Here is a 20,106-nt window from a genome sequence, read left to right as displayed (position 1 = left end):
CTAGGGCCTTGCACGGGTCAGGGAGGTGGTCAGGGGCGTGGCCGGGTGCTCGCCCGCACGGTCAGGCGCGGCGGGAGCAGGGTGGCCTCCGCCGCGGTCGTGCCGCCCAGCTTCCTCATCAGCAGCTCGACCGCCCCGGCACCCACCTCGTCGGCCGGTATGGCGACCGAGGTGACGGGCACACGGGCGCGTTCGGCCAGCTCGTCCGGGCAGATCGCGGTGACCGACAGATCTCCCGGGACCCGCAGGCCGAGCGACTCGAAGGCGTCGATCAGGGGCTCCAGGACCGGCTCGTTGTGCACCACGACCCCCGTCAGGGCGGGCCGCTCCCGCAGGAGCTGCTCGGCGACCCGGCGGGCCGCCGCGGGCGCCGCCTCGCACGGGTGCACCGAGGAGGAGACGCCGTTGCGGTCGGCCGCCGCGGTGAAGCCCTGGACCACCCGCTGGGCGAACCCCGTCTCCCGTACGTACACCTCGGGCGGCGAGCCCACGAGGCCGATCACCCGGTGTCCCAGGCCCGCCAGGTGCTCGACGCACAGCTCGCCCGCCGCCCTGAAGTCCAGGTCGATGCAGGTCAGCCCGGCGGGCTCGGCCGGGAACCCGATGAGTACCGACGGCAGGTCCAGCGCGCGCAGCAACGCCAGGCGCCGGTCGTGGAGCTGGACGTCCATCACGATCAGCGCGTCCACGAGGGCGGTGTCCGCGACCCGGCGCAGCCCGTCCTCGCCCTCCTCCTGCGTGAGCAGCAGCACGTCGTGGTCGTGCCGGCGCGCGGCCGTCACCACGGACACCGCGAACTGCATCACCACCGGCACGTGGATGCCGGCCCGCAGCGGCACCACCAGCGCCAGCACGTTCGACCGGCTGCTGGCCAGTGCCCGGGCGCCCGCGTGCGGCCGGTAGCCCAGCTCGCGGATGCTGTCCTCGATGCGCTGCCGGGTCTCCTCGGAGATCGGGCGCTTGCCGCTCAGCGCGTACGAGACGGTACTGGGGGAGACCCCCGCGTGCCGGGCCACGTCGGTGATCTTCACCATGCTCAGCCCCGCTCCTGCTCGGCGCCCAGCTCGAGGGAGAGGAACCCGGTCCCGGCCCTCGCCCGCGCCACCCGCCCCTCGGCCGACAGCGCCCAGGGCGCCGCCGGATCGCTCGACGAGGCCCGCAGCGTGTCCCCCTCACGTACGACGGTGAAGGTCACGCCGTCCACGGGCACGGTGACCTGCGCGCCGCGCTCCAGGCCGTACGCGTGCAGGGTGACTCCGTCCGCGTACGGATAGTCGGGCCGGTCGTCCACGGCACCCACCGGGATCACCGCACCCGGCCTGACGAGGAGCGGCACGCTGGAGAACCCGTGCTCCTCGCGCACCCACCGCGGTCCGGTCACCTGCCGCCCGCTCAGGAAGTGCGTCCAGGTGCCCTCGGGCACGTAGTACGACACGTGCCCGTCGTCGGAGAACACCGGCGCGACCAGCAGGTCCGGGCCGAGCATGTACTGCCGCTCCAGATGCGCGCACCCGGGATCGTCCGGGAACTCCAGGAGCATCGCGCGCATCATCGGCACGCCCTCGGTGTGCGCGACGCGGGCCGCCTCGTACAGGTACGGCATCAGCCGCAGCTTCAGCCGGGTGAACAGGCGCAGGACGTCCACGGCCTCCTCGTCGAACAGCCAGGGCACCCGGTAGGAGGAGCTGCCGTGCAGGCGGCTGTGCGAGGAGAGCATGCCGAAGGCGAGCCACCGCTTGAACAGGGCGGGCGTCGGAGTGCCCTCGAAGCCGCCGATGTCATGGCTCCAGTAGCCGAACCCGGACAGACCGAGGGACAGCCCGCCGCGCAGCGACTCGGCCATCGACTCGTACGTCGCCTCGCAGTCGCCGCCCCAGTGCACGGGGAACTTCTGGCTGCCGGCGGTCGCCGAGCGCGCGAAGACGACGGCCTCCGCCTCGCCCCGGTGCTTGCGCAGCACGTCGAAGACGGTCCGGTTGTAGAGGTAGGTGTAGTAGTTGTGCATCCGCTCGGGGTCGCCGCCGTCCGCGTACGCCACGTCGAGCGGGACCCGCTCCCCGAAGTCGGTCTTGAAGCAGTCGACGCCCTGCGCGAGCAGCGCCTCCAGCTTCGAGGCGTACCAGTCGCGGGCGGCCTCACTGGTGAAGTCGACCAGGGCCATGCCCGGCTGCCACAGGTCCCACTGCCAGACGCTGCCGTCCGGCCGCTTCAGCAGGTGCCCGAGGGCCTTGCCCTCCGCGAACAGCGGTGAGCGCTGCGCGATGTACGGGTTGATCCAGACGCTGATGTGCAGCCCGCGTTCCTTGAGGCGGGCCAGCATGCCCTCCGGGTCGGGGAAGACCCGCGGGTCCCACTCGAAGTCGCACCAGTTGAACTCGCGCATCCAGAAGCAGTCGAAGTGGAAGACGGAGAGCGGGAGTTCGCGTTCCTTCATGCCGTCGATGAAGGAGCTCACGGTGGCCTCGTCGTACGAGGTGGTGAAGGACGTCGACAGCCACAGCCCGAACGACCAGGCGGGCGGCAGCGCGGGCCGCCCGGTGAGGGCCGTGTACTTGCGGAGGATGTCCTTCGGGGTGGGCCCGTAGATCACGTAGTACGTCAGCTGCTGGGTCTCGGCGCTGAACTGGACCCGGGACACCGCCTCCGAGCCGACCTCGAAGGACACCCGGCCCGGATGGTCGACGAAGACGCCGTAGCCCGCGTCCGTCAGGTAGAACGGCACGTTCTTGTACGCCTGCTCGGTGGCCGTGCCGCCGTCGGCGTTCCACATGTCGACGACCTGGCCGTTCTTGACCAGCGGTCCGAAGCGCTCGCCGAGCCCGTAGACCTGCGTGCCCACGCCGAGGTTGAGCTGCTCGCGCAGGTAGTGGCCGCCGTTCGCGGCGTCCCGCATGATGCCCATGCCCTTGGGGCCGCTGCTGGTGAGGGTGCGGCCGTCCGCGAGGAAGTCGACGTGCCAGGGGCCGGTGCGGCTGACCTTCACGGACAGGGCGCCCGCGGTGAGGGTCGCGGCCTCCTCGTCGTACTCCGCGTGCGCGGTGAACTCCTCCTTGGCGAGCTCGAACCGGGGCCCGCGCGGCTCCTCGCCCACGAAGTGCGTGAACGTGACGCCGATGACGTCGGGCATGGGGGCGTGCGCGCCGATCGTCACGACCGGTCCCTTCAGCAGATCGCCGCGGTGACGGATGGGCTGGGTCGGCGCGTGGATCTCCAGGGCCCCGGACCCGGCGCTCACGTCGAGGACCTCGACCGGGTGCGCGGCGCTCACACCCTCGCGCAGCAGCCAGTAGCCGTCGGTGAACTTCACGCGCACACCCCTTACTTGACGGCACCCACGGCGATGCCGCGGGTGAGCGTCCGCTGGAAGACGAGGAAGAAGACGATGGCGGGCAGGACGCCCAGGAGCGCTGCCGCGTTGGTCATCGTGGCGTCCATCAGGCGCTGGCCCTGGAGGACGCCGAGCGCCACGGACACGGTCTGGTTGTCGTTGGAGATCAGCATGACCAGGGGGAGCAGGAACTCGTTCCAGGTCCAGATGAAGAAGAAGACCAGCAGCACGCCGATGGTCGGCCGGCTGACGGGCACCACGATCAGCCAGAGCACCTGCCACTTGTTCGCCCCGTCGATCCGGGCGGCCTCGATGATCTCGCGCGGGAACTGCCCGAGGACGGCTGACAGGAGGTACGTACCGAAGGCGGCCTGGATCACGGTGAAGACGATGATCACGCTCAGCCGGGTGTCGTACAGGCCGGCTTCCTTGCTCAGGAAGTAGACCGGGTAGACCAGCGCCTCCTGCGGCAGCATGTTCGCGAGGACGAAGAAGGCGAGCACCCAGGTGCGGCCCCTGATCCGGCCGATGCCGATCGCGTACGCGTTGAGGACGGACAGGACGACCGCGCCGAGGGCGACCGACCCGCTGATCAGGATCGAGTTGACCAGTTTCTGTCCGAAGTCGACGCGCTCCCAGAAGTCCTTCAGACCGTCGAGGTAGACGCCCTCAGGGAGGCTCAGCGGGCCGTTCGCCGAGTACTCGGCGGGCGACTTCACCGCGTTGACCGTGACGATCAGGAAGGGCAGGACCATGAAGAGGGCCCCGATGACCAGGGCGGCGAGCACGGGGTAGCGGCGGACGGCGGTCATCGGGCGGCTCCTGGCTCGGCGTTCATCGCACGACCCCCTGCTCGGCGTCCTCGGCACGCGTCTGGAGCTTCAGGCCGACCAGCGCGAGCACCAGGATGATCACGGTCAGGACGGTGGAGATCGCGGCGCCGTAACCGACCTGCGTCTTCTCGAAGAAGGTGGTGAAGGAGAAGTACGACGGCACGTTCGTCTCCCCGCCCGGCCCGCCCTTCGTGAGGACGTACACCGCGCCGAACACCTTGAGTGCGGCGATCGTGCACCACAGGAGCACGACGTAGATCTCGGGCCTGATCTGCGGCAGCGTCACGTGCCAGAACCGCCGCCACCAGCCGGCCCCGTCGAGCTCGGCGGCCTCGTACAGCTGCGGGTCGACGCGTTGCAGCCCCGCCATGAAGATGACGAGCGGGAAGCCGAGCTGCACCCAGACCATCACGCCCATGACGCTGTAGAGCGCGATGTCCGGGTCGCCGAGCCAGTCCTGCTGGAGGCTCCCGAGTCCGATCGCCTTCAGGAGTTCGTTGAGGGAGCCGTTGTCGGGTGCGAGGATCCAGCTCCACACGATGCCCGCGACCGCGATGGGCAGCACCTGCGGCAGATAGAAGCAGGCCCGCAGCACGGCGGCCGTCCGGCTGCCGAAGTGCTTGCCGACGAAGTCGAACAGGGCGGCGGCGAGGACGAGTCCGAGGAGGGTCGGTACGGCCGCCATCGCGAGGACCATGAAGAGGCTGTGCCGGAAGGACGCCCAGAACTCCGCGTCGTCCATCAGCTCCCGGTAGTTGGCGAGCCCGGCCCACTTCGGGCTGCCGACGCCCTGCCACTCGGTGAAGCTCACGCCTGTGTTCATCAGGAACGGCACGATGACGATCGCGAGGAACGCGAGGGCCCCGGGGAGCAGGAACAGGGCGTACGAGTCGCGGGGGCGGCGCGGGGACTTCGCGCGGTGATGCGCTTCGACGATCCGGCCGCCACCCCTGCCGCCCCGCTCGGCGGTGACCGTCATTGGTCCTGTACGCCCTTGTCGTACGCCGACTGCACCGCGTCCAGGTAGGCGTCCGGTTTCGCGCTCCCCGTGATCAGCTTCTGCGTCTCGGAGACGAGGACGTCGTAGAAGCCGGGGGCCGGCCAGTCGGGGTAGAACGCCAGGCCGTCCCGCTCGGAGAGGGTGTTGAAGTCGGCGATGAGCCCCTTGGCCTGCGGGTCCGTGATGGCGGCGGGATCGGCGGCGACCGGGACACCGCCCTTGTTGCCGAGCAGGTTCTGGATCTTCTTCGACATGGTGATGTCGATGAAGTCGTACGCCAGTTCCTTGTTCTTGGCGCCCTTGGGGACGACCCACAGGTTGCCGCCGGAGCCGAGGGTCATGTTCGACCCCGGCCACAGGAACGTGCCCCAGTCGAACTTGTTCTCCGCGGCGAAGCGGCCGTACCACCAGCTGCCGGAGAACAGGATCGGGCTCTTGCCCTGCATGAAGGAGACCCCGGCGTCCTCGGCCTTCGTACCGGTGGACTTCTTGCTGATGTACCCCTTCTTCACCCAGTCCGCGAACGTCTCGGCGCCGTACGTCCAGGCGGTGTCGTGGAAGTCGGACTTGCCCTTGTAGAGCTCGTACGAGTCCACCCAGGCGCGGTCGGCCTTCGACAGGGCCAGCTGGTAGAGGTACTGCTGGGCCATGTACTCGGCGCCCGCGTTGGCGAGCGGTGTGATGCCCTCGTCGACGAACCTGTCCATCGCCGCCGTCAGCTCGTCGAACGTCTTCGGCTCGGCGATCTTGTACTTGGCGAAGAGGTCCTTGTTGTAGAACACCATCGTGTACTCGGCGTAGTTGGGGATCCCGTACCACTTCCCGGAACCCATCACGCCCTTGGCGTCGTACTGGCTGGTGGTCCGCACGCCGGCGCTGAGCTTCTTGTCCCAGCCGCGCTCGGTCACCTCCGCGGACAGGTCGGTGAGCAGCCCCTGCTGGGAGAGGTGCCCGGCCGTCGCGTTGCCCTTGTTGTACTCCATGAGGTCGGGCGCGTCATTGGAGTTGAGGACCATCGGCGCCGTCTTCTGGATCTGCTCGAAGCCCTTCTCCTCGAACTTCACCTTGACGCCCGGGTGGGTCTTCTCGAACTCCTTGATGGCCGCGTTCCAGGCCACGGCCATCGCGCTGTCCGGGCCCTCGTAGTGCCACAGCTTCAGCGTCTTCCCGTCGGAGGACCCACTGTCCGAGTCACCGCAGGAGGCCAGCAGCAGGGTGGTGCTCACCACGGCCGCGGCCGCCGCCATCACACGACTTCGTGCCGTCAACATCCAGTGCCTCCAGGGGAGTCGGATGGGTATCGGGACATCACTCAACGCTCGTCGAATCGCTTCGACTCCGAACGTCGAAGCGCTTCGACGAGCGAACGTATGTGCGCGCTGTGGGCGAGTCAATGGGGTGCGCGGGAATTGGGGCGAGGCGTTCGACGGGCCGGGAGAGGGGCCGGGGCACCGCCGCGGACTCACCGGGGCGCCGGTCGCCTCGTCGCCAGGGCGATCAGCAGGGCCGTCACGGCGGCGGAGACCGGGACTCCGTAACCGGCGGCGGCCGAGCCGTGCTCGACCACCCACCCGCTCAGCGCGGAACCGCAGGCGATCCCGCCCAGCAGCCCGGTCACCGCCAGCGTCATGCCCTCGTTCAGCCGGCCCTCGGGCGTGCGGTGCTGGAGCAGGGTCATGGCCGTGACCATCGTCGGCGCCGTGGCCATCCCGGCGAGCAGCAGCGAGAGGCCGAGAGCCACGAGACCGCCGCCCAGCGAGGCGGCCAGCAGGGGCAGGCACATGAGCGGGACCATCGCGGCGACGCTCAGCAGGTGTCTCCGTCCGACGGACCCGGTCGGCTTCAGCGACCCGTAGAGGAGCCCCGCCGCGCAGGAGCCGGCCGCCTGGAGCGCGAGGATCACCCCGGCCGCCGAACGATGCCCCTGTGCGTCCGCGAACGCAATCGTCACCACCTCCATCGAGCCGAACACCGCGCCCGTGGCGAGGAACCCGACCAGCAGCGGAGGGATTCCGGGCGCACGGACCGGGGACGGGACACCGGCGCCGGTCCGGCCCCGGGCGGGCGGTTCCGTCGAGCGCTGGGCGGTGAACACCAGGACGCCGGTCAGCAGGAGGACGACCCCGACGAGGGTGCCCGCCTCCGGGAAGAGCGCCCCGCACAGGAGCGCCGCCAGCACCGGCCCGAGCATGAAGCACAGCTCGTCCGCGGCCTGTTCGAAGGAGTTCGCCGTGTGCAGTCGCACCGGGTCGCCCTTGAGCAGGTGGGCCCAGCGAGCCCGGGACATGCCCCCGGTGTTGGGCGTGGTCGCCGTGGCGGCGTACGCGGCGAACAACGTCCAGTCGGGCGCCCCGTGACGGACGCAGAGCAGCAGCGCGATCGAGCCGAGCGCCGCTACCGCCGTCGCGGGGACGGCGATCCGCGCCTGCCCGTGGCGGTCCACCAGGCGTGCCGTCCAGGGCGCCACGACCGCCGTCGCCGCCAGACCGGTGGCGGTGACGGCGCCCGCGAGCGCGTACGAGTCCCGCGTCCCCGCGATCATGATCACGGCGCTCACGGTGAACATGCCCATGGGAAGCCGGGCGATCAGATTCCCGATCGTGAACGCACGCGTGCCGGGTATGTCGAAGAGCCGGAGGTAGGGGTTGCGCCGGGGCGGCTCTCCGGGCAGCGGCGGACCCGACTCCTCGGGCCGCGGCGGACCCGGCTCCTCGGGCCGTGGCGGGCCCGGCTCCTCGGGGTGTGGCCGGAGGCGCTGTCGAGGCTCGTGAGTGTGCGACCGGGAAGGTGGTTGAGGCCCGTGAGGGCGAGGCTGAGAGGGCTGTGACGGCATCCGGCAACGTTCGCCCGGCCCGCCGCCGGGGGTCCAACACTTTCTCCGTACCGATTCACGCATCCGCGTTGTAGGTTCACCCGATGTCCGCCCACCTCGACCCCCGGCTGCTGCGCGCCTTCCTCGCCGTCGCCGAGGACCTGCACTTCACCCGCGCCGCCACCCGGTTGTACGTCGCCCAGCAGGCCCTCAGCCGGGACGTCCGGCGCCTGGAACGGGAACTGGGCGCCGACCTCTTCGTCCGCACCACCCGCCAGGTGACGCTCACCCCCGACGGCGAGCGGCTGCTGCCGTACGCCCGCCGGGCCCTGGAGGCGCAGGACGAGCTGCTCGCCGCATTCGGACGGGCGGACGCCGAGCGGCCCCTGCTCGTGGACGTGAACAGCCCGGGCCTGGTCGCCGAACGGGTCCTGGCCCTGGCCCGTGAACTGGCCCCCGACTGCGAACTGATGACCCGCTTCGAGAGCGGCCTCACGGGAGCCGCCGCCGAACTGCTGGCCGGCCGGCTCGACGCGTCCTTCGGACGGTTCGCGGGCCTCGACCCGGCCGTCCGCGCCCGCCTGGAGCAGCAGCCCGTACGGTACGAGCCGATGGCCGTCCTCCTCCCCGAGGACCACCACCTGGCGGCGCTGGACGCCGTGCCGCTCGACGCCCTGGCGGGCGAGCGGGTGTACGCGGGAGCGGGAAACCCCCGGACGCTGGAATGGACCGACCTGGCCCGTCAGCTGTTCGAGGGACGCGGGATCGAGGTCGCGCCGCCCGCGCCGCTCGCCGTCGGCGCCGAGGAGTTCCGAAGAATCATGGCCAAGACGAGGAACCCCGTTCTGGCCGTGGTGGGATTTCCGGCCATGCCCGCTGCGACACTTCGGCCACTCGTCGATCCTGTGCCCCTGTCGCCCGTATCCCTGGTGTGGCGGAAGGGGTTGGTGCATCGCGGAGTGGAGGCGCTGCGCACCGCTGCGGCGCGGCTCGCGGCGGATGAAGGGTGGCTGAAGCGCCCTTCGGAGGGGTGGATTCCGGCCACAGATGCACTCATCATGATGAGCCGGGGCTGACACAGAACCCTCACTGATGCTTACGTGCGATACATTCGTGGCCCGGGTGCAGTGTGATAAAGGGGGCGTTCGACCGGATGGGGGTCCGGTTCGAACGACGACGTGCGGGTGTCCGGGCCGCACGCGCACCCCAGAACGAGTCCCGTGGGGGGATGTGCGTGCGCGTGAAAAGTTGGCGAGAAGACGCTCAACCGGATCGGAATGATTCCGGTCCGGCGGGGCAGAGCGGCGACGACCGGTCGGCCCGAGGCGAGATCGGCCAGTCGGTCCGGGACGAGCCTGATCAGCCCTTCCGAAGCGGTTCCGGCCAAGCCGGTGCCTTCGGCGTGTCCGGGGCCTCCGGCGCGTCAGGTGGTGCGGGCGCGTCCGACGGATGGTTCCGCCGGGAGGCGGCCGCGTCGGTGCCGCGGCAGAGATACGACGAGCCGGACGCCGATCGCCCGGACGACGGACGCCGGAACGACGACGTGCTGAGCGACGGCACCTCCGGAAGCACCGTCGAAGCCCCGTTCGACTCCGACTCCGACGTCGGGCAGGACTCCTGGCAGGAGTCCGAGCACCCCGAGCACACCCACGACCCGCACGAGGTCACGGTCCAGCTCGACGGTGTGGGACGGCAGCTGGAGGACTGGCTCGTCCAGCAGGCGAAGGGCCCCAGCACCCAGGAGTCCTCGGACGGCCCGGTGTTCGTCGACGAGACGGGCCGCCGAAGCCGCCGCTACCGCAGGATCGGCATGGCCGTCGGCATGGCCTGCGCGGTCTACGCGATGGTCATCCTCGCCACGCTCCTGTCGGGCAACTCCGCCGCGCCCTGGCTCCCCGAGCTGGGCAAGCAGGACGACTCGCCCGCAGGCAAGGTCGACTCACCGCCCCTGGTCGCCGAGTCCGCGGAACCGTCCGGCGCGGTCAGCCCCTCGCCGGGCACGACCCCCTCGGCGGACGACCTGACGACCAGGTCACCGGGTGCGGGCACGTCGGCGGACCCGTCGGCAAGCGCCTCGGCCTCGGGGAAGAGCACCGCCCCCAAGCCCTCGACCAGCAACACCAAGCCGAACCCCGACCCGGAGCCGACCAGGTCCACCCCGTCGAACCCGGTCACCACGTCACCCGATCCGGAGCCGACCGACACCGGCGTCTCGGAGGGTCCCTCGGATCCGCCGGCCGCGGGCGACACCGACACGGTCGCCGGCGAACCGCTCACACCTGAGCCCGTCCCCGTCACGCCGGACCCGACCACCGCTCCCTCGTCCTCGTCGTCCCCGGAGAACGTTCTCTGATGGCACCCCGCACCAACCGCCGTGGCGCAGAGCGGGGCGCCCCCCGGCGCCGGCGCCTCCCCATGCGTTACCTGCTGCCCTCGCTCATCCTCCTCGCCCTGATGGCGATGCTGATGCTGCGCGGCTTCGTGCACAGCGAGATCCTCGCCGACCACCGCGTCCAGTCGCCGGCCGCGTCCGACCGGGTCCCCAAGGAGATCCTGGAGGGCGGCCCGGTGATCGACACCCGGGCCGGCCGCGAGGACAGCGTGGAGATCCCGGACCACAAACTGGTGCTGACCTTCGACGACGGCCCGGACCCCGAGTGGACGCCCAAGGTCCTCGACGTGCTCGAGCGGCACGACGCGCACGCCGTCTTCTTCATCACCGGCACCATGGCCTCGCGCCACCCGGACCTCGTCCAGCGCATGGTCGACGAGGGCCACGAGGTCGGCCTGCACACCTTCAACCACCCCGACCTCTCCCTCCAGTCGAAGAGCCGGGTGGACTGGGAGCTGTCCCAGAACCAGCTCGCGCTGGCGGGCGCGGCCGGCATCCGGACCTCGCTCTTCCGGCCGCCCTACTCGTCGTTCGCGGGCGAGATGGACAACAAGTCGTGGCCGGTGACCGAGTACATCGGCAGCCGCGGCTACATCACGATCGTCAACAACACCGACAGCGAGGACTGGCGCAGGCCGGGCGTCGAAAAGATCATCAGCAACGCCACGCCCAAGGGCGGCAAGGGCGCCGTCGTGCTCATGCACGACTCCGGCGGCGACCGCTCGCAGACCGTGGCCGCGCTCGACCGGTTCATCGCCGGGCTCCAGGACGACGGCTACCGCTTCGACACGCTCACCGCGACCCTGAAGGTGCCCAGCGCCCACACCGAGGTCAGCGGCCTCGACCTGTGGAAGGGCAGGGCGTGGGTCCTGGCGGTCCAGGCCTCCGAGAACACGACGTCCGTCCTGGTCGTCGGCCTCGCCATCGTCGGCGCCCTCGTCATCGCCCGTTTCGGGCTGATGCTGCTGCTCTCCGTCCTGCACGCCCGCAAGGTCCGCCGCCGCGGCTTCAGCTGGGGCAGGCCGATCACCGAACCGGTGTCGGTCCTCGTGCCCGCCTACAACGAGGCGAAGTGCATCGAGCAGACGGTCCACTCGCTGGTGGCGAGCGATCACCCCATCGAGGTGATCGTCATCGACGACGGATCGAGCGACGGCACCGCGCGCATCGTGGAGAACCTGCACCTGCCGAACGTGCGCGTCGTGCGCCAGCTCAACGCGGGCAAGCCCGCCGCCCTCAACCGTGGCGTGGCGAACGCCCGTTACGACCTCATCGTGATGATGGACGGCGACACCGTCTTCGAGCCCGCCACCGTCCGTGAACTGGTCCAGCCCTTCGGCGACCCGAGCGTCGGCGCGGTCGCGGGCAACGCGAAGGTCGGCAACCGCGACTCGCTCATCGGCGCCTGGCAGCACATCGAGTACGTGATGGGCTTCAACCTCGACCGCCGGATGTACGACATGCTCAACTGCATGCCGACGATCCCCGGGGCCGTCGGCGCCTTCCGTCGCTCGGCGCTCAAGCGCGTGGGCGGCATGAGCGACGACACGCTCGCCGAGGACACGGACATCACCATCGCGATGCACCGCGACGGCTGGCGGGTCGTGTACGCGGAGAACGCCCGCGCCTGGACCGAGGCCCCCGAGTCCGTCCAGCAGCTGTGGTCCCAGCGCTACCGCTGGTCGTACGGCACGATGCAGGCGATCTGGAAGCACCGCAGGGCGGTCATCGAACGCGGCCCGTCGGGCCGCTTCGGCCGCGTGGGCATGCCCCTCGTCTCCCTCTTCATGATCCTGGCCCCGCTCCTGGCCCCGCTGATCGACGTGTTCCTCCTCTACGGACTCGTCTTCGGCCCCACCGAGCAGACGATCCTCGCGTGGTTCGGCGTCCTGGCGGTCCAGGCGGTGTGCGCGGCGTACGCGTTCCGCCTCGACAAGGAACGCATGACCCACCTGCTCTCGCTCCCGCTCCAGCAGATCCTGTACCGCCAGCTCATGTACGTCGTGCTGCTCCAGTCCTGGATCACCGCGCTGACCGGCGGCCGGCTGCGCTGGCAGAAACTCCGGCGCACGGGCGCGGTGGGCCTTCCCGGAGCCGCGGGCGGAGTACCGCAGCAGCAGGAGATGGACCGGAGGCCGGTCGGATGAGCATCCCGCCTCCCCAGAACCCATGGCAGGACATGGGCGCACCCCGCAACGCAGGTACAGGTACAGGTGCAGGTACTGGTTCAGGTACTGGTTCAGGTACGGGTGCGGCTGAAAGCGCCGGCACCGGTACGGGCCCGGACGCAGGTACATGGCCCGGAGCCGGACAGGACCACTCGATGCACGACTCGTACGGCGGCCCGAACGACACACGGGACGCGCACGACTTGTACCGCGGGAGCTTCCCCGGTCCCGCGGCGGCACCGGGCATCGCGGGAGGTACGGCCGGCACGGCGGCACCCACCGCGACCACGGTGTGGCCCGAGCCGGCCGCGAATACCACCACAGCGGGTGTGGCAGCGGGACCCGGAGCACCGACGGAAGAAGCGGCAGCCCCGGGAGAAGGGACGTCGGCGGCCGAAGGGGTTGCGGCGACCGCCAAGCGCGGCCCCGTCCGCGACCGCTACTTCGACCTCCTCCGCGCGATCGCCCTCTTCCGGGTCGTCCTCTACCACCTCACCGGCTGGGCCTGGCTGCCCCTGGTGTTCCCGTCCATGGGCGTGATGTTCGCGCTGGCCGGCAACCTGATGGCACGCTCCCTGAAGCGTCCGGCACCCCAGGTCATCCGGAGCCGCATCCGCCGCCTGGTGCCCCCGATCTGGCTCCTCGGCGCGATCGGCGTCACCGGCATGGTCCTTCAGGGCTGGGGACCGGACGAGGACGGCCACCCGGGCTGGTGGCTGCTCCACCTCACGTTCTGGATCCTCCCCGTCAGTGACCCGCCGTTCGCCGAGGGCCTGTCCGGCATCCACGGCTTCATCGGCGACGGCTGGGCCGAGGAACTCGCGGGCCCGCTCTGGTACGTCCGCGCCTACCTCTGGTACGTGCTGCTGTCGCCCTTCCTGCTCCGGGCGCTGCGCGCGCTGCCCCTGGCGACGATCGCGGCGCCGATCCTCCTGTCGGCGGCCTTCCAGCTGGAGTACCTGTCGCTTCCGGGCGAGCGGATTCCGTCCGCGCTCACGGACTTCAGCACGTTCGGAGCCTGCTGGATCCTCGGCATGGCCCACCAGGAGGGCATCCTCCAGCGCCTCCCGCGCTACGTGATCCCCTCGGTGGCCCCGGCCGTCGCTCTGCTGGGGCTCTGGTACGCCACGAACCAGAACTTCTCCGAGGGCCACGACCTCGACAGCATCCCGCTGGCCCAGGCGCTCTGGTCCTGCGGAACCGTGCTGCTCCTGCTGCACTTCAGCCCGTCCTGGTCGGAATGGCCACGCAGGCTGCGCCGTTGGGACAAGCCGATCACCCTGCTCAACTCGCGCGCGGTGACGATCTACCTCTGGCACAACACGTGCATCCTCATCGCGGCGACGCAGTGGGACCGCCTGTGGGACATCGACGTGATGTGGCGGGACTTCTCCTGGCTGCTGGAGAGCCCCTGGCCGGTCCTCGTCCTCACCTGGCTCCTGATCGGCGCCTGCGTCCTGTGCTTCGGCTGGGCGGAGGACCTGGCGGCCAAGCGCAAGCCGCAGCTGTGGCCGACGGGATCGAAGAAGGCGTCCCGTGCCGGCTCGCACTCCGGCTCCGGCTCCGGGCACGGCTCGGGCCCCGGCGCGGGCTCCGGCGCGGGGGACCGCTCCCGTTCCCGGTCCAGGTCCCGGGCGAAGGCGAAGTAGGAAGAGAAGCAGGAAGAGAAGTAGGAAGAGCGGAACGCCGTCGGCGGCAGAACGGCAGCGGCCGACGGCAGCAGGGAAGAGCTCGACGGCGGTACGGCAGAGCCTGACGGCGGTACGGCAGAGCCTGACGGCGGTATGGCAGAGCCTGACGGCGGCCCGCGAACGTGGCCGAACGGTCGGATGCGGAGCCGTGTGCTTCGTTTGCGCGGGCCAAGTCGGGGACTTGGCCCGCCACTTGTGACGGCTCTCTCGGTGGCGTGTTGTACCGGTATGAGGTCTTGGGTGCCCATTTGTTGATCACGTCGGCGTAATTCGCTCTGGTGTGGTCCCTGCACCCTCGGTAGCGTGGCTGCGCTCATGTCCCCCTCGCCCCACCGGGAGCCGTCCGTGAACCGCCGCCCCACTCTGCTCGCAGCGATCGCGCTGACGGCCACCGCGGCCCTGACGCTGTCCGCCTGCGGCAGCGACGACAGTTCCAAGGACAAGGCCAACGACAAGATCGCGGGCGCCGACACCGGTAAGAAGAAGTCGGCTTCGCCGAGTGCGCCTGCTTCGGCGGCGGCGGGCCGGCCGAAGATCACGCTTCCGTCGGACTTGAAGCTGGTCTTCGAACCGGCGAAGACCGGGGATGCCGTCAAGGATGCCGTGCTTGCTGACAATGCTGAGCGGATGCGTGCCGTGGACGCCGCCATCACGGGGACGGACCCCAAGGGCGAGGCCCTTGCTTTCTACAACACGGGCAAGGCGCGGGAAGCTGCGCTGGCCTGGGTTCAGCAGTTCAAGGATGCTGACGCCTCGCTCACGGGAGAGGCACGGTATTACGACCGGAACGTGACGCTGAAGAATAAGACCACAGCTTTGCTCAGCTTCTGTGCGGACGAAAGCAAGGGCTTCAGCAAGGACAAGAAAACCGGCACCGCTGACAAGACACCTGTCACGAAGAACAGCTATGTCCACTACAACACGCGGTTGGAAAAAAGCAGCACTGGAACGTGGCAGACGTCCCAGATCATTTCCACGAGGGGGGCGGCGCAATGCCAGCCGTAGGGCGAATCGCCGTTGGCGCGACCGTGATTGCCGTTGTTGCGGTATCGGTCAGTGGTCCTACTGCCTGGGCGGATTTTGTGCCGGGCGGCAACGGCACGGGCTCCGAAACTCAGGTGGACGGGGGCCGGAACGAGCAGACAGTGAGTTCCACGGCCGGCGCAGTCGTCTTCGACCGTTCGAAGAACGGCACGGGCAACGCGGCCGGCCCGGTCACGTCCACGGCATCGAACTGGACTCCGCCTGCCTGCTACTACGCTCCGAAGTACACCCCGGACCAGTTGAAGAAGTACCTGGAGCCGATCTGGGAAGCGGGATCGACGGGGTACGAGTGGGACGCGTCGCAGCGCAAGAAGTTCGTCGGAGGCGACCCGTACAAGGACTTCAACAAGGACAAGGAGGGCAAGGGCTACTTCTGGGACTCCTATGTCACGGAGGGCAGGGAAGGCGACCCTGGAGCTCTCGACTGTGACAAGGACATCTTCTGGGTCGACCAGGGAACTCCGCCGCCCCCGGAGATCCCGCAGGCGATCACCCCCGAAATGCTGGCCCAACTTGCTTACGCCGAGATCCGGGTGCCCTCGACTACGGTCGAACTCGCCCCGGACGGCAACACGAAGGTGAACCTCCCGACGTGGGCATGGCTGGACGCGGCGAAGTTCAAGCCGGTCTCCGTAACCGCGTCCGTCCCCCTGCTGGGAGTTCAGGCGACGACCACGGCCGAGCCGGTCTCGTTGAAGATCGAGCCGGGCACGGCCGACGCGACGACGTATCCCGCCTCCGGCGTCTGCGAACTCAACGGCGATCAGATCGGCGAGGCCTACGCGAAGGGCAAGGCCGGCGAGACCCCGCCGTGCGGTGTGAAGTACCTGCGCTCGTCGGGCGACGACTCGTACAAGCTCCAGGCGACGATCACCTGGAAGATCCACTGGACGGGCACCGGCGTGAACGGCGAACAGGACCTGCCCGACGGCGAGTTCGGGGCAGACCAGGACGTGATCGTGCAGGAGATCCAGGCCGTCAACCGCTGAGTGCGGCGGTGGAGTCAGCCGGCGGCCGACCGCCCTCCCGAGGGGGCGGTTGGCCGAGCACCATGAAGAACGGATAGCGTGATTCCGCTTCAAGGGGCGGTCGGCTGACGGGGAGAGGTAACGAGGCGTGGCGGAGCGGTTAGCGGTCGACGGCGACGAGCTCGGGCGTTTCATGAAGATGCTGAACAAATCGACGGACTCGCTCAAGGGTGTCCGCAAGGCGCTGTCCGAAGCGACCATCACGGGTCTGGGCACCGATGATCTGGACTCCGCGTGCGAGGGCTTCCAGGACGACTGGAAGTTCGGCTCGGAGGAGATCGGCAAGCAGACCGAGGATCTTGCCGGGATCATCGAGAAGAGCCGGGACAGTTACCGCGAGGTCGACAAGGCCCTCGAAGAGGCGCTGAAGAAGGCCGGGAACGGCGAAGGCGGCGGCCAGAAGTGACAGTGACACCGGGCCTTGAACCGTCACCCTTGGCCGAGTCCCAGGCCGCCAAGGAAGCACAGCTACCGCAGGGGCGGAAATCCTCGCCGAGGATGCCCAACCCCGACTATCCACACCTCGGCTTCAATCCTGTGCCGGGCAGCACCGACACGGTGAGTGGCCTCCACAAGAAGCTCGCCGACTGCGCGAAGGTCCTGGCGGACACGCGCGACCTGGTCACCAAGCTGATGGACGGCAGCTACTGGAAGGGCGACGCGGCCGTCGCCTTCCGGGAGCAGCTCGACGGTGGCCCGCTGCCGCTGAACCTGAAGAACGCGGCGCGCTCCATCGGCAAGGCCGCCAAGCAACTGAGCCTCTGGGAGGGCGAGCTCGACGACTTCCAGCGCCGTGCGAAGCGTCTGGACGAGGAGGCGAAGGACGCGCGCGCCGTGGTCGACGCCGCCAAGGGCAAGGCGACCACCGCGGGCGACGACCCGGCCCTGAACAAGAAGAAGGGCACCGCGCACGAGGACGCGGAAAAGGCCCTGACCCAGGCGAACACGGCCGTGGACGAGGCGGAGGCGGACCTCGAGAAGATCCTCGGCCGGGCCCGGAAACTCGCCGAGGAGCACGAGAACCAAGCGCAATACCGCGCGGGCAAGATCCGGGACGCAACGAAGAAGCTGGCCCCGCATGAGCCGGGGGCGTTCGACTCGGCAGTGGACTGGCTTGGCGAGAACCTCCCGGACATCCTCAGCGGAGTGGCCGCTGTGGTCGGGCTGGTAGCACTATTCGTTCTGTCGGGCGGGACGGCGGCTGCGGTACTGCTGCTCGTCGCGGCGACGTTGAGCGCCACGGCTTTGGGGATGCGGGTGCTCGGCGACCCCGAGCTGCGTGCTTCGCTGTGGGACGGATTCACCAAAGGCGAGTTGGACACGGACTTCTGGAGCAACCTTGTCACGGTCGGTGGCGACGCTCTCGGCATGCTTCCTGGAATCGGCGCGGTGGGCAAAGGCGCTATGGCTGCCGTGCGAGTCACTGGTGAAGCGGGGGCAGCCATCACGCTTGGTCAACGAGCTGCGCGTTTCGGCACCTTCACCATGGAGCAGGCGAAGTCGATTTCCGCCTTGGACAACTCCCTCCTCAATTTGACGATCAGGGGAGCTCGAGCCGAACAAACGATTAAATCGATCGAGGTTACCTCAGCCTCAATCGGTGTTGTCACCGCAGGTTTCGGCTTGGCTATGAAAGCCGTGGATGCCGACGACGACGGGATCAAGAGCGGCTCCGTGGCAGGCATCGACGGCACACGGCTTGGCATTGATGGTGGTGCGCTCGTCGATCTTGCCCGGCATGTTTTCTGAGCCCTGAACACAGAGAGAGCCCACCTCGTGCATGCAACCGAATCCCCGACAGCTTGGGGTCATCCACCAACCCGGCGAGCCTGGAACCAGCACATGCTCTCGATCGCTGGGCGACTTGTAGGGTGGATTGCAGTCTGGTTCGGATCGCTCTTTCTTATCGTGGCGACACCATCCTCGATCGGGTGGGTCTTTCTGCCCGTTCTCGTCTACGCGACGTTCCGAGCCGTTCTTCAACTCGTCTATTTTCGTCCGTCCCTCCACATCCGGCGCGTCCTCCAGCAATACCCATGGCAGTTCCTGACTGGCATCCCTCGTGGCCGGAATAAGCACCCCCGTGCCCAGGAGGACGAGATGTGGTTCGAGATCGTCAACCCCGAGAACCCAGAGGAGCAGGTTCCTCTGCTCTTCCTGTCGAACATGCGCACCTTCTGGTGGATGCGACGGTTCGGAACTGCCCGTACTAAACCGGAATTGAAAGCTCAGATCGAGCCTCTTTGGTTTGCCGGTGACCCACGTTTCATCGCCGTGGTCGCGGCCACTGGCCGTGGAGGGGACGCGCCCAAACGGTTGCACCTTCTCTATCAGCGTGCAGCCACAGGCGGCCGAGGAGTCGCCCCGACTGACTGGAGCGCCGGCCCCGCGGCGCTCGAACGTGCTCGCCGCGCCGGAGCCCATGTGCCCGGCCCATCGGCTCCTCACTAGCGTCGGCGCCGAGCCACGCGTACCGACAGGATTCCATGACCGTCGCCCCTCGCTTCATTGTCGACGATTCCGCCAAAGACCCCGATGCGGACATCTGGTTCGCCGAACCCGCAGGCTTTACTCCGATACCTCTCGACCTCCTACTTGCACCGCCTGAATCTTCAGCCGCCCGCGAGCTGCGTACAGCCTTCGCGCCGTTCCTCGACGCGGCACCCGGCGAGGTCGCCAGGCAGCGCTTCGTTGCTCAAGTCGCGGAAGGGCAGCAATTGCTGGCTGCGTTGCGTGAGATCGGCACCGTGCACTGCTCTATCGGTCTGCACTGTGATGACATCGAAACCGCGGGCAGCGGCGGTAGGGGTCAGCCTCTGTCGTCTTTCCTCACTCTCTCCTGGCGTCACACGACCGTGTCATCGCGAGCGGCCACTGCGGCCCGTGCCGTGGCTTCTGCTGATGGCCACATGTACGTCGAGTACCTCGAACTGCCCTGCGGCCCCGCAACGTTCAGCCAAACCGTGCGTACGCCCTCAGCCAGCAGCGGTCTCCCGCAAGTGCCGCTCCTGCAGATCCACGCTCATCTGCCCCACCCGGACTGCAAGCGCATGGTTGTCCTCACGCTGAGTACGACGGCCGTGGCTCGCCGCGATCAGTACCGCGCGATCCTCAAGCAGATCGCTGAAACGGTCAGCTTCGACAATCCCCTGGAAGCGGATACGAGGGCAGCGCGCTAATCATGAAATCCGTGGGAGAAGGCTCTGCAGGCATGGAGGGCAACACGAATCGACAGCGTGGCTTGTCTTGTCTCGTCATCGTGGGCCTCATCCTCGGGCTCTTTGTCGTCCCTGCGTTTGGCAAGGACCAGTGGGGTCCGGTGGCCTGGCGCTGGGCTGGGGCTTCGTGGCCTGGTGGGGCCTACAGGTTTGCCGTAGCAGCTGGTCTCGCCGTTCCTCTTCTTGCCGTTCTTCTCTTCCTCTGTGTGACCAAGGCGGTGGAGCCGTGGGAGCCTGCATTGCAGCGTTTCGCCTGGATAGTGGGTGCCGTCGTCTGCGTTGTCATCCTGGAGGTTCTGTTCGGCGCCATCCTGGAAACGTGGCCCTTCGGCGGAGGCCGACGCGGCAGTCCAGGCGGCACGGACACCTCCAGGCGCTATCCCGCCCTCTGGGTGACCGGTCTCGCCGCCACCCTTGTCGGGGCTCCGCTGGCCAAAGCGTTCATCCGTGTGTACGACAGGCTCTTCCCGCCTCGTGTACGCAGCAAGGCGCCGCAGATCTGAATTCCCGAGGTTGTGTCACAGGGGCGGGGCCGTGTTCCGGATCGCTCGTGCTCTTGGCTACCCCGGCCGCCGTGCCGATCGGGGTAAGG

At 68.9% G+C, this 20,106-nt stretch carries 17 protein-coding genes; 11 read left to right on the top strand and 6 right to left on the bottom strand.

Annotated elements, in window-relative coordinates:
• Positions 1–29: 29 nt before the first annotated feature.
• The 6 genes from KUF83_RS05750 to KUF83_RS05725 all read right to left on the bottom strand — a co-directional run bounded on the left by KUF83_RS05750 (position 30) and on the right by KUF83_RS05725 (position 7,994).
• Positions 30–1,034 carry a LacI family DNA-binding transcriptional regulator gene (locus KUF83_RS05750; protein ID WP_217453450.1) on the bottom strand — a complete coding sequence of 335 codons (1,005 nt, stop codon included), beginning with the start codon at positions 1,032–1,034 and terminating at the stop codon, positions 30–32.
• Positions 1,035–1,036: 2 nt separating this feature from the next.
• A complete protein-coding gene (gene yicI, locus KUF83_RS05745) occupies positions 1,037–3,307 on the bottom strand; it encodes an alpha-xylosidase (protein ID WP_217453449.1) in 2,271 nt (756 codons plus the stop codon).
• Positions 3,308–3,318: 11 nt separating this feature from the next.
• On the bottom strand, positions 3,319–4,140 hold the full coding sequence (locus tag KUF83_RS05740) for a carbohydrate ABC transporter permease (RefSeq protein ID WP_217453448.1): 822 nt from the start codon (positions 4,138–4,140) through the stop codon (positions 3,319–3,321).
• A gap of 22 nt (positions 4,141–4,162) precedes the next feature.
• Positions 4,163–5,140, bottom strand: a complete 978-nt coding sequence (locus KUF83_RS05735) for a carbohydrate ABC transporter permease (protein WP_217453447.1) — start codon at positions 5,138–5,140, stop codon at positions 4,163–4,165.
• Positions 5,137–6,432, bottom strand: coding sequence for an ABC transporter substrate-binding protein (locus KUF83_RS05730; protein WP_217453446.1), 1,296 nt, complete (start codon positions 6,430–6,432; stop codon positions 5,137–5,139). The genes KUF83_RS05735 and KUF83_RS05730 overlap by 4 nt, the downstream gene beginning before the upstream one ends.
• Positions 6,433–6,623: 191 nt before the next feature.
• Positions 6,624–7,994, bottom strand: a complete 1,371-nt coding sequence (locus KUF83_RS05725; protein WP_254643425.1) for an MFS transporter — start codon at positions 7,992–7,994, stop codon at positions 6,624–6,626.
• A gap of 83 nt (positions 7,995–8,077) precedes the next feature.
• Here KUF83_RS05725 and KUF83_RS05720 point away from each other — a divergent pair, with 83 nt between their 5' ends.
• The 11 genes from KUF83_RS05720 to KUF83_RS05670 all read left to right on the top strand — a co-directional run bounded on the left by KUF83_RS05720 (position 8,078) and on the right by KUF83_RS05670 (position 20,017).
• Positions 8,078–9,049 carry a LysR family transcriptional regulator gene (locus tag KUF83_RS05720; protein WP_217453445.1) on the top strand — a complete coding sequence of 324 codons (972 nt, stop codon included), beginning with the start codon at positions 8,078–8,080 and terminating at the stop codon, positions 9,047–9,049.
• Positions 9,050–9,450: 401 nt separating this feature from the next.
• Complete coding sequence (locus KUF83_RS05715; RefSeq protein WP_217453444.1) at positions 9,451–10,326, top strand: hypothetical protein; 876 nt, start codon at positions 9,451–9,453, stop codon at positions 10,324–10,326.
• Positions 10,326–12,512 carry a bifunctional polysaccharide deacetylase/glycosyltransferase family 2 protein gene (locus KUF83_RS05710; RefSeq protein ID WP_217453443.1) on the top strand — a complete coding sequence of 729 codons (2,187 nt, stop codon included), beginning with the start codon at positions 10,326–10,328 and terminating at the stop codon, positions 12,510–12,512. Before KUF83_RS05715 ends, KUF83_RS05710 begins: the two co-directional genes overlap by 1 nt.
• A 176-nt stretch (positions 12,513–12,688) precedes the next feature.
• Positions 12,689–14,182, top strand: coding sequence for an acyltransferase (locus tag KUF83_RS05705; RefSeq protein WP_217453442.1), 1,494 nt, complete (start codon positions 12,689–12,691; stop codon positions 14,180–14,182).
• Positions 14,183–14,539: 357 nt separating this feature from the next.
• Positions 14,540–15,229, top strand: a complete 690-nt coding sequence (locus KUF83_RS05700) for a hypothetical protein (protein ID WP_217453457.1) — start codon at positions 14,540–14,542, stop codon at positions 15,227–15,229.
• Entirely contained in the window at positions 15,217–16,257 is a 1,041-nt protein-coding gene (locus tag KUF83_RS05695; protein WP_217453441.1) for a hypothetical protein, read from the top strand. Before KUF83_RS05700 ends, KUF83_RS05695 begins: the two co-directional genes overlap by 13 nt.
• A gap of 127 nt (positions 16,258–16,384) precedes the next feature.
• Positions 16,385–16,702: a hypothetical protein gene (locus tag KUF83_RS05690; RefSeq protein ID WP_217453440.1), complete on the top strand. Its 318-nt coding sequence runs from the start codon at positions 16,385–16,387 to the stop codon at positions 16,700–16,702.
• A 92-nt stretch (positions 16,703–16,794) separates the two neighbouring features.
• On the top strand, positions 16,795–18,045 hold the full coding sequence (locus KUF83_RS05685; RefSeq protein ID WP_254643424.1) for a hypothetical protein: 1,251 nt from the start codon (positions 16,795–16,797) through the stop codon (positions 18,043–18,045).
• A gap of 351 nt (positions 18,046–18,396) precedes the next feature.
• Positions 18,397–18,747 carry a hypothetical protein gene (locus tag KUF83_RS05680; RefSeq protein ID WP_217453438.1) on the top strand — a complete coding sequence of 117 codons (351 nt, stop codon included), beginning with the start codon at positions 18,397–18,399 and terminating at the stop codon, positions 18,745–18,747.
• A gap of 35 nt (positions 18,748–18,782) precedes the next feature.
• A complete protein-coding gene (locus KUF83_RS05675; RefSeq protein ID WP_217453437.1) occupies positions 18,783–19,475 on the top strand; it encodes a hypothetical protein in 693 nt (230 codons plus the stop codon).
• Between the two features lie 32 nt (positions 19,476–19,507).
• On the top strand, positions 19,508–20,017 hold the full coding sequence (locus KUF83_RS05670) for a hypothetical protein (protein ID WP_217453436.1): 510 nt from the start codon (positions 19,508–19,510) through the stop codon (positions 20,015–20,017).
• Positions 20,018–20,106 lie beyond the last annotated feature (89 nt).

It is taken from the genome of Streptomyces sp. BV286 (assembly GCF_019090165.1).
Taxonomy (GTDB): Bacteria; Actinomycetota; Actinomycetes; order Streptomycetales; family Streptomycetaceae; genus Streptomyces.
This window is presented reverse-complemented; position numbering and strand designations above follow the sequence as displayed.

Coding starts and splice junctions, on each gene's coding strand:
- KUF83_RS05695 (WP_217453441.1), top strand. CDS start 15,217: ATGCCAGCCGTAGGGCGAATCGCCGTTGGCGCGACCGTGATTGCCGTT.
- KUF83_RS05720 (WP_217453445.1), top strand. CDS start 8,078: ATGTCCGCCCACCTCGACCCCCGGCTGCTGCGCGCCTTCCTCGCCGTC.
- KUF83_RS05700 (WP_217453457.1), top strand. CDS start 14,540: ATGTCCCCCTCGCCCCACCGGGAGCCGTCCGTGAACCGCCGCCCCACT.
- KUF83_RS05675 (WP_217453437.1), top strand. CDS start 18,783: ATGACCGTCGCCCCTCGCTTCATTGTCGACGATTCCGCCAAAGACCCC.
- KUF83_RS05710 (WP_217453443.1), top strand. CDS start 10,326: ATGGCACCCCGCACCAACCGCCGTGGCGCAGAGCGGGGCGCCCCCCGG.
- KUF83_RS05670 (WP_217453436.1), top strand. CDS start 19,508: ATGGAGGGCAACACGAATCGACAGCGTGGCTTGTCTTGTCTCGTCATC.
- KUF83_RS05740 (WP_217453448.1), bottom strand. CDS start 4,140: ATGACCGCCGTCCGCCGCTACCCCGTGCTCGCCGCCCTGGTCATCGGG.
- KUF83_RS05705 (WP_217453442.1), top strand. CDS start 12,689: ATGCACGACTCGTACGGCGGCCCGAACGACACACGGGACGCGCACGAC.
- KUF83_RS05750 (WP_217453450.1), bottom strand. CDS start 1,034: ATGGTGAAGATCACCGACGTGGCCCGGCACGCGGGGGTCTCCCCCAGT.
- KUF83_RS05730 (WP_217453446.1), bottom strand. CDS start 6,432: ATGTTGACGGCACGAAGTCGTGTGATGGCGGCGGCCGCGGCCGTGGTG.
- KUF83_RS05685 (WP_254643424.1), top strand. CDS start 16,795: ATGCCCAACCCCGACTATCCACACCTCGGCTTCAATCCTGTGCCGGGC.
- KUF83_RS05725 (WP_254643425.1), bottom strand. CDS start 7,994: ATGCCGTCACAGCCCTCTCAGCCTCGCCCTCACGGGCCTCAACCACCT.
- KUF83_RS05735 (WP_217453447.1), bottom strand. CDS start 5,140: ATGACGGTCACCGCCGAGCGGGGCGGCAGGGGTGGCGGCCGGATCGTC.
- KUF83_RS05680 (WP_217453438.1), top strand. CDS start 18,397: ATGTGGTTCGAGATCGTCAACCCCGAGAACCCAGAGGAGCAGGTTCCT.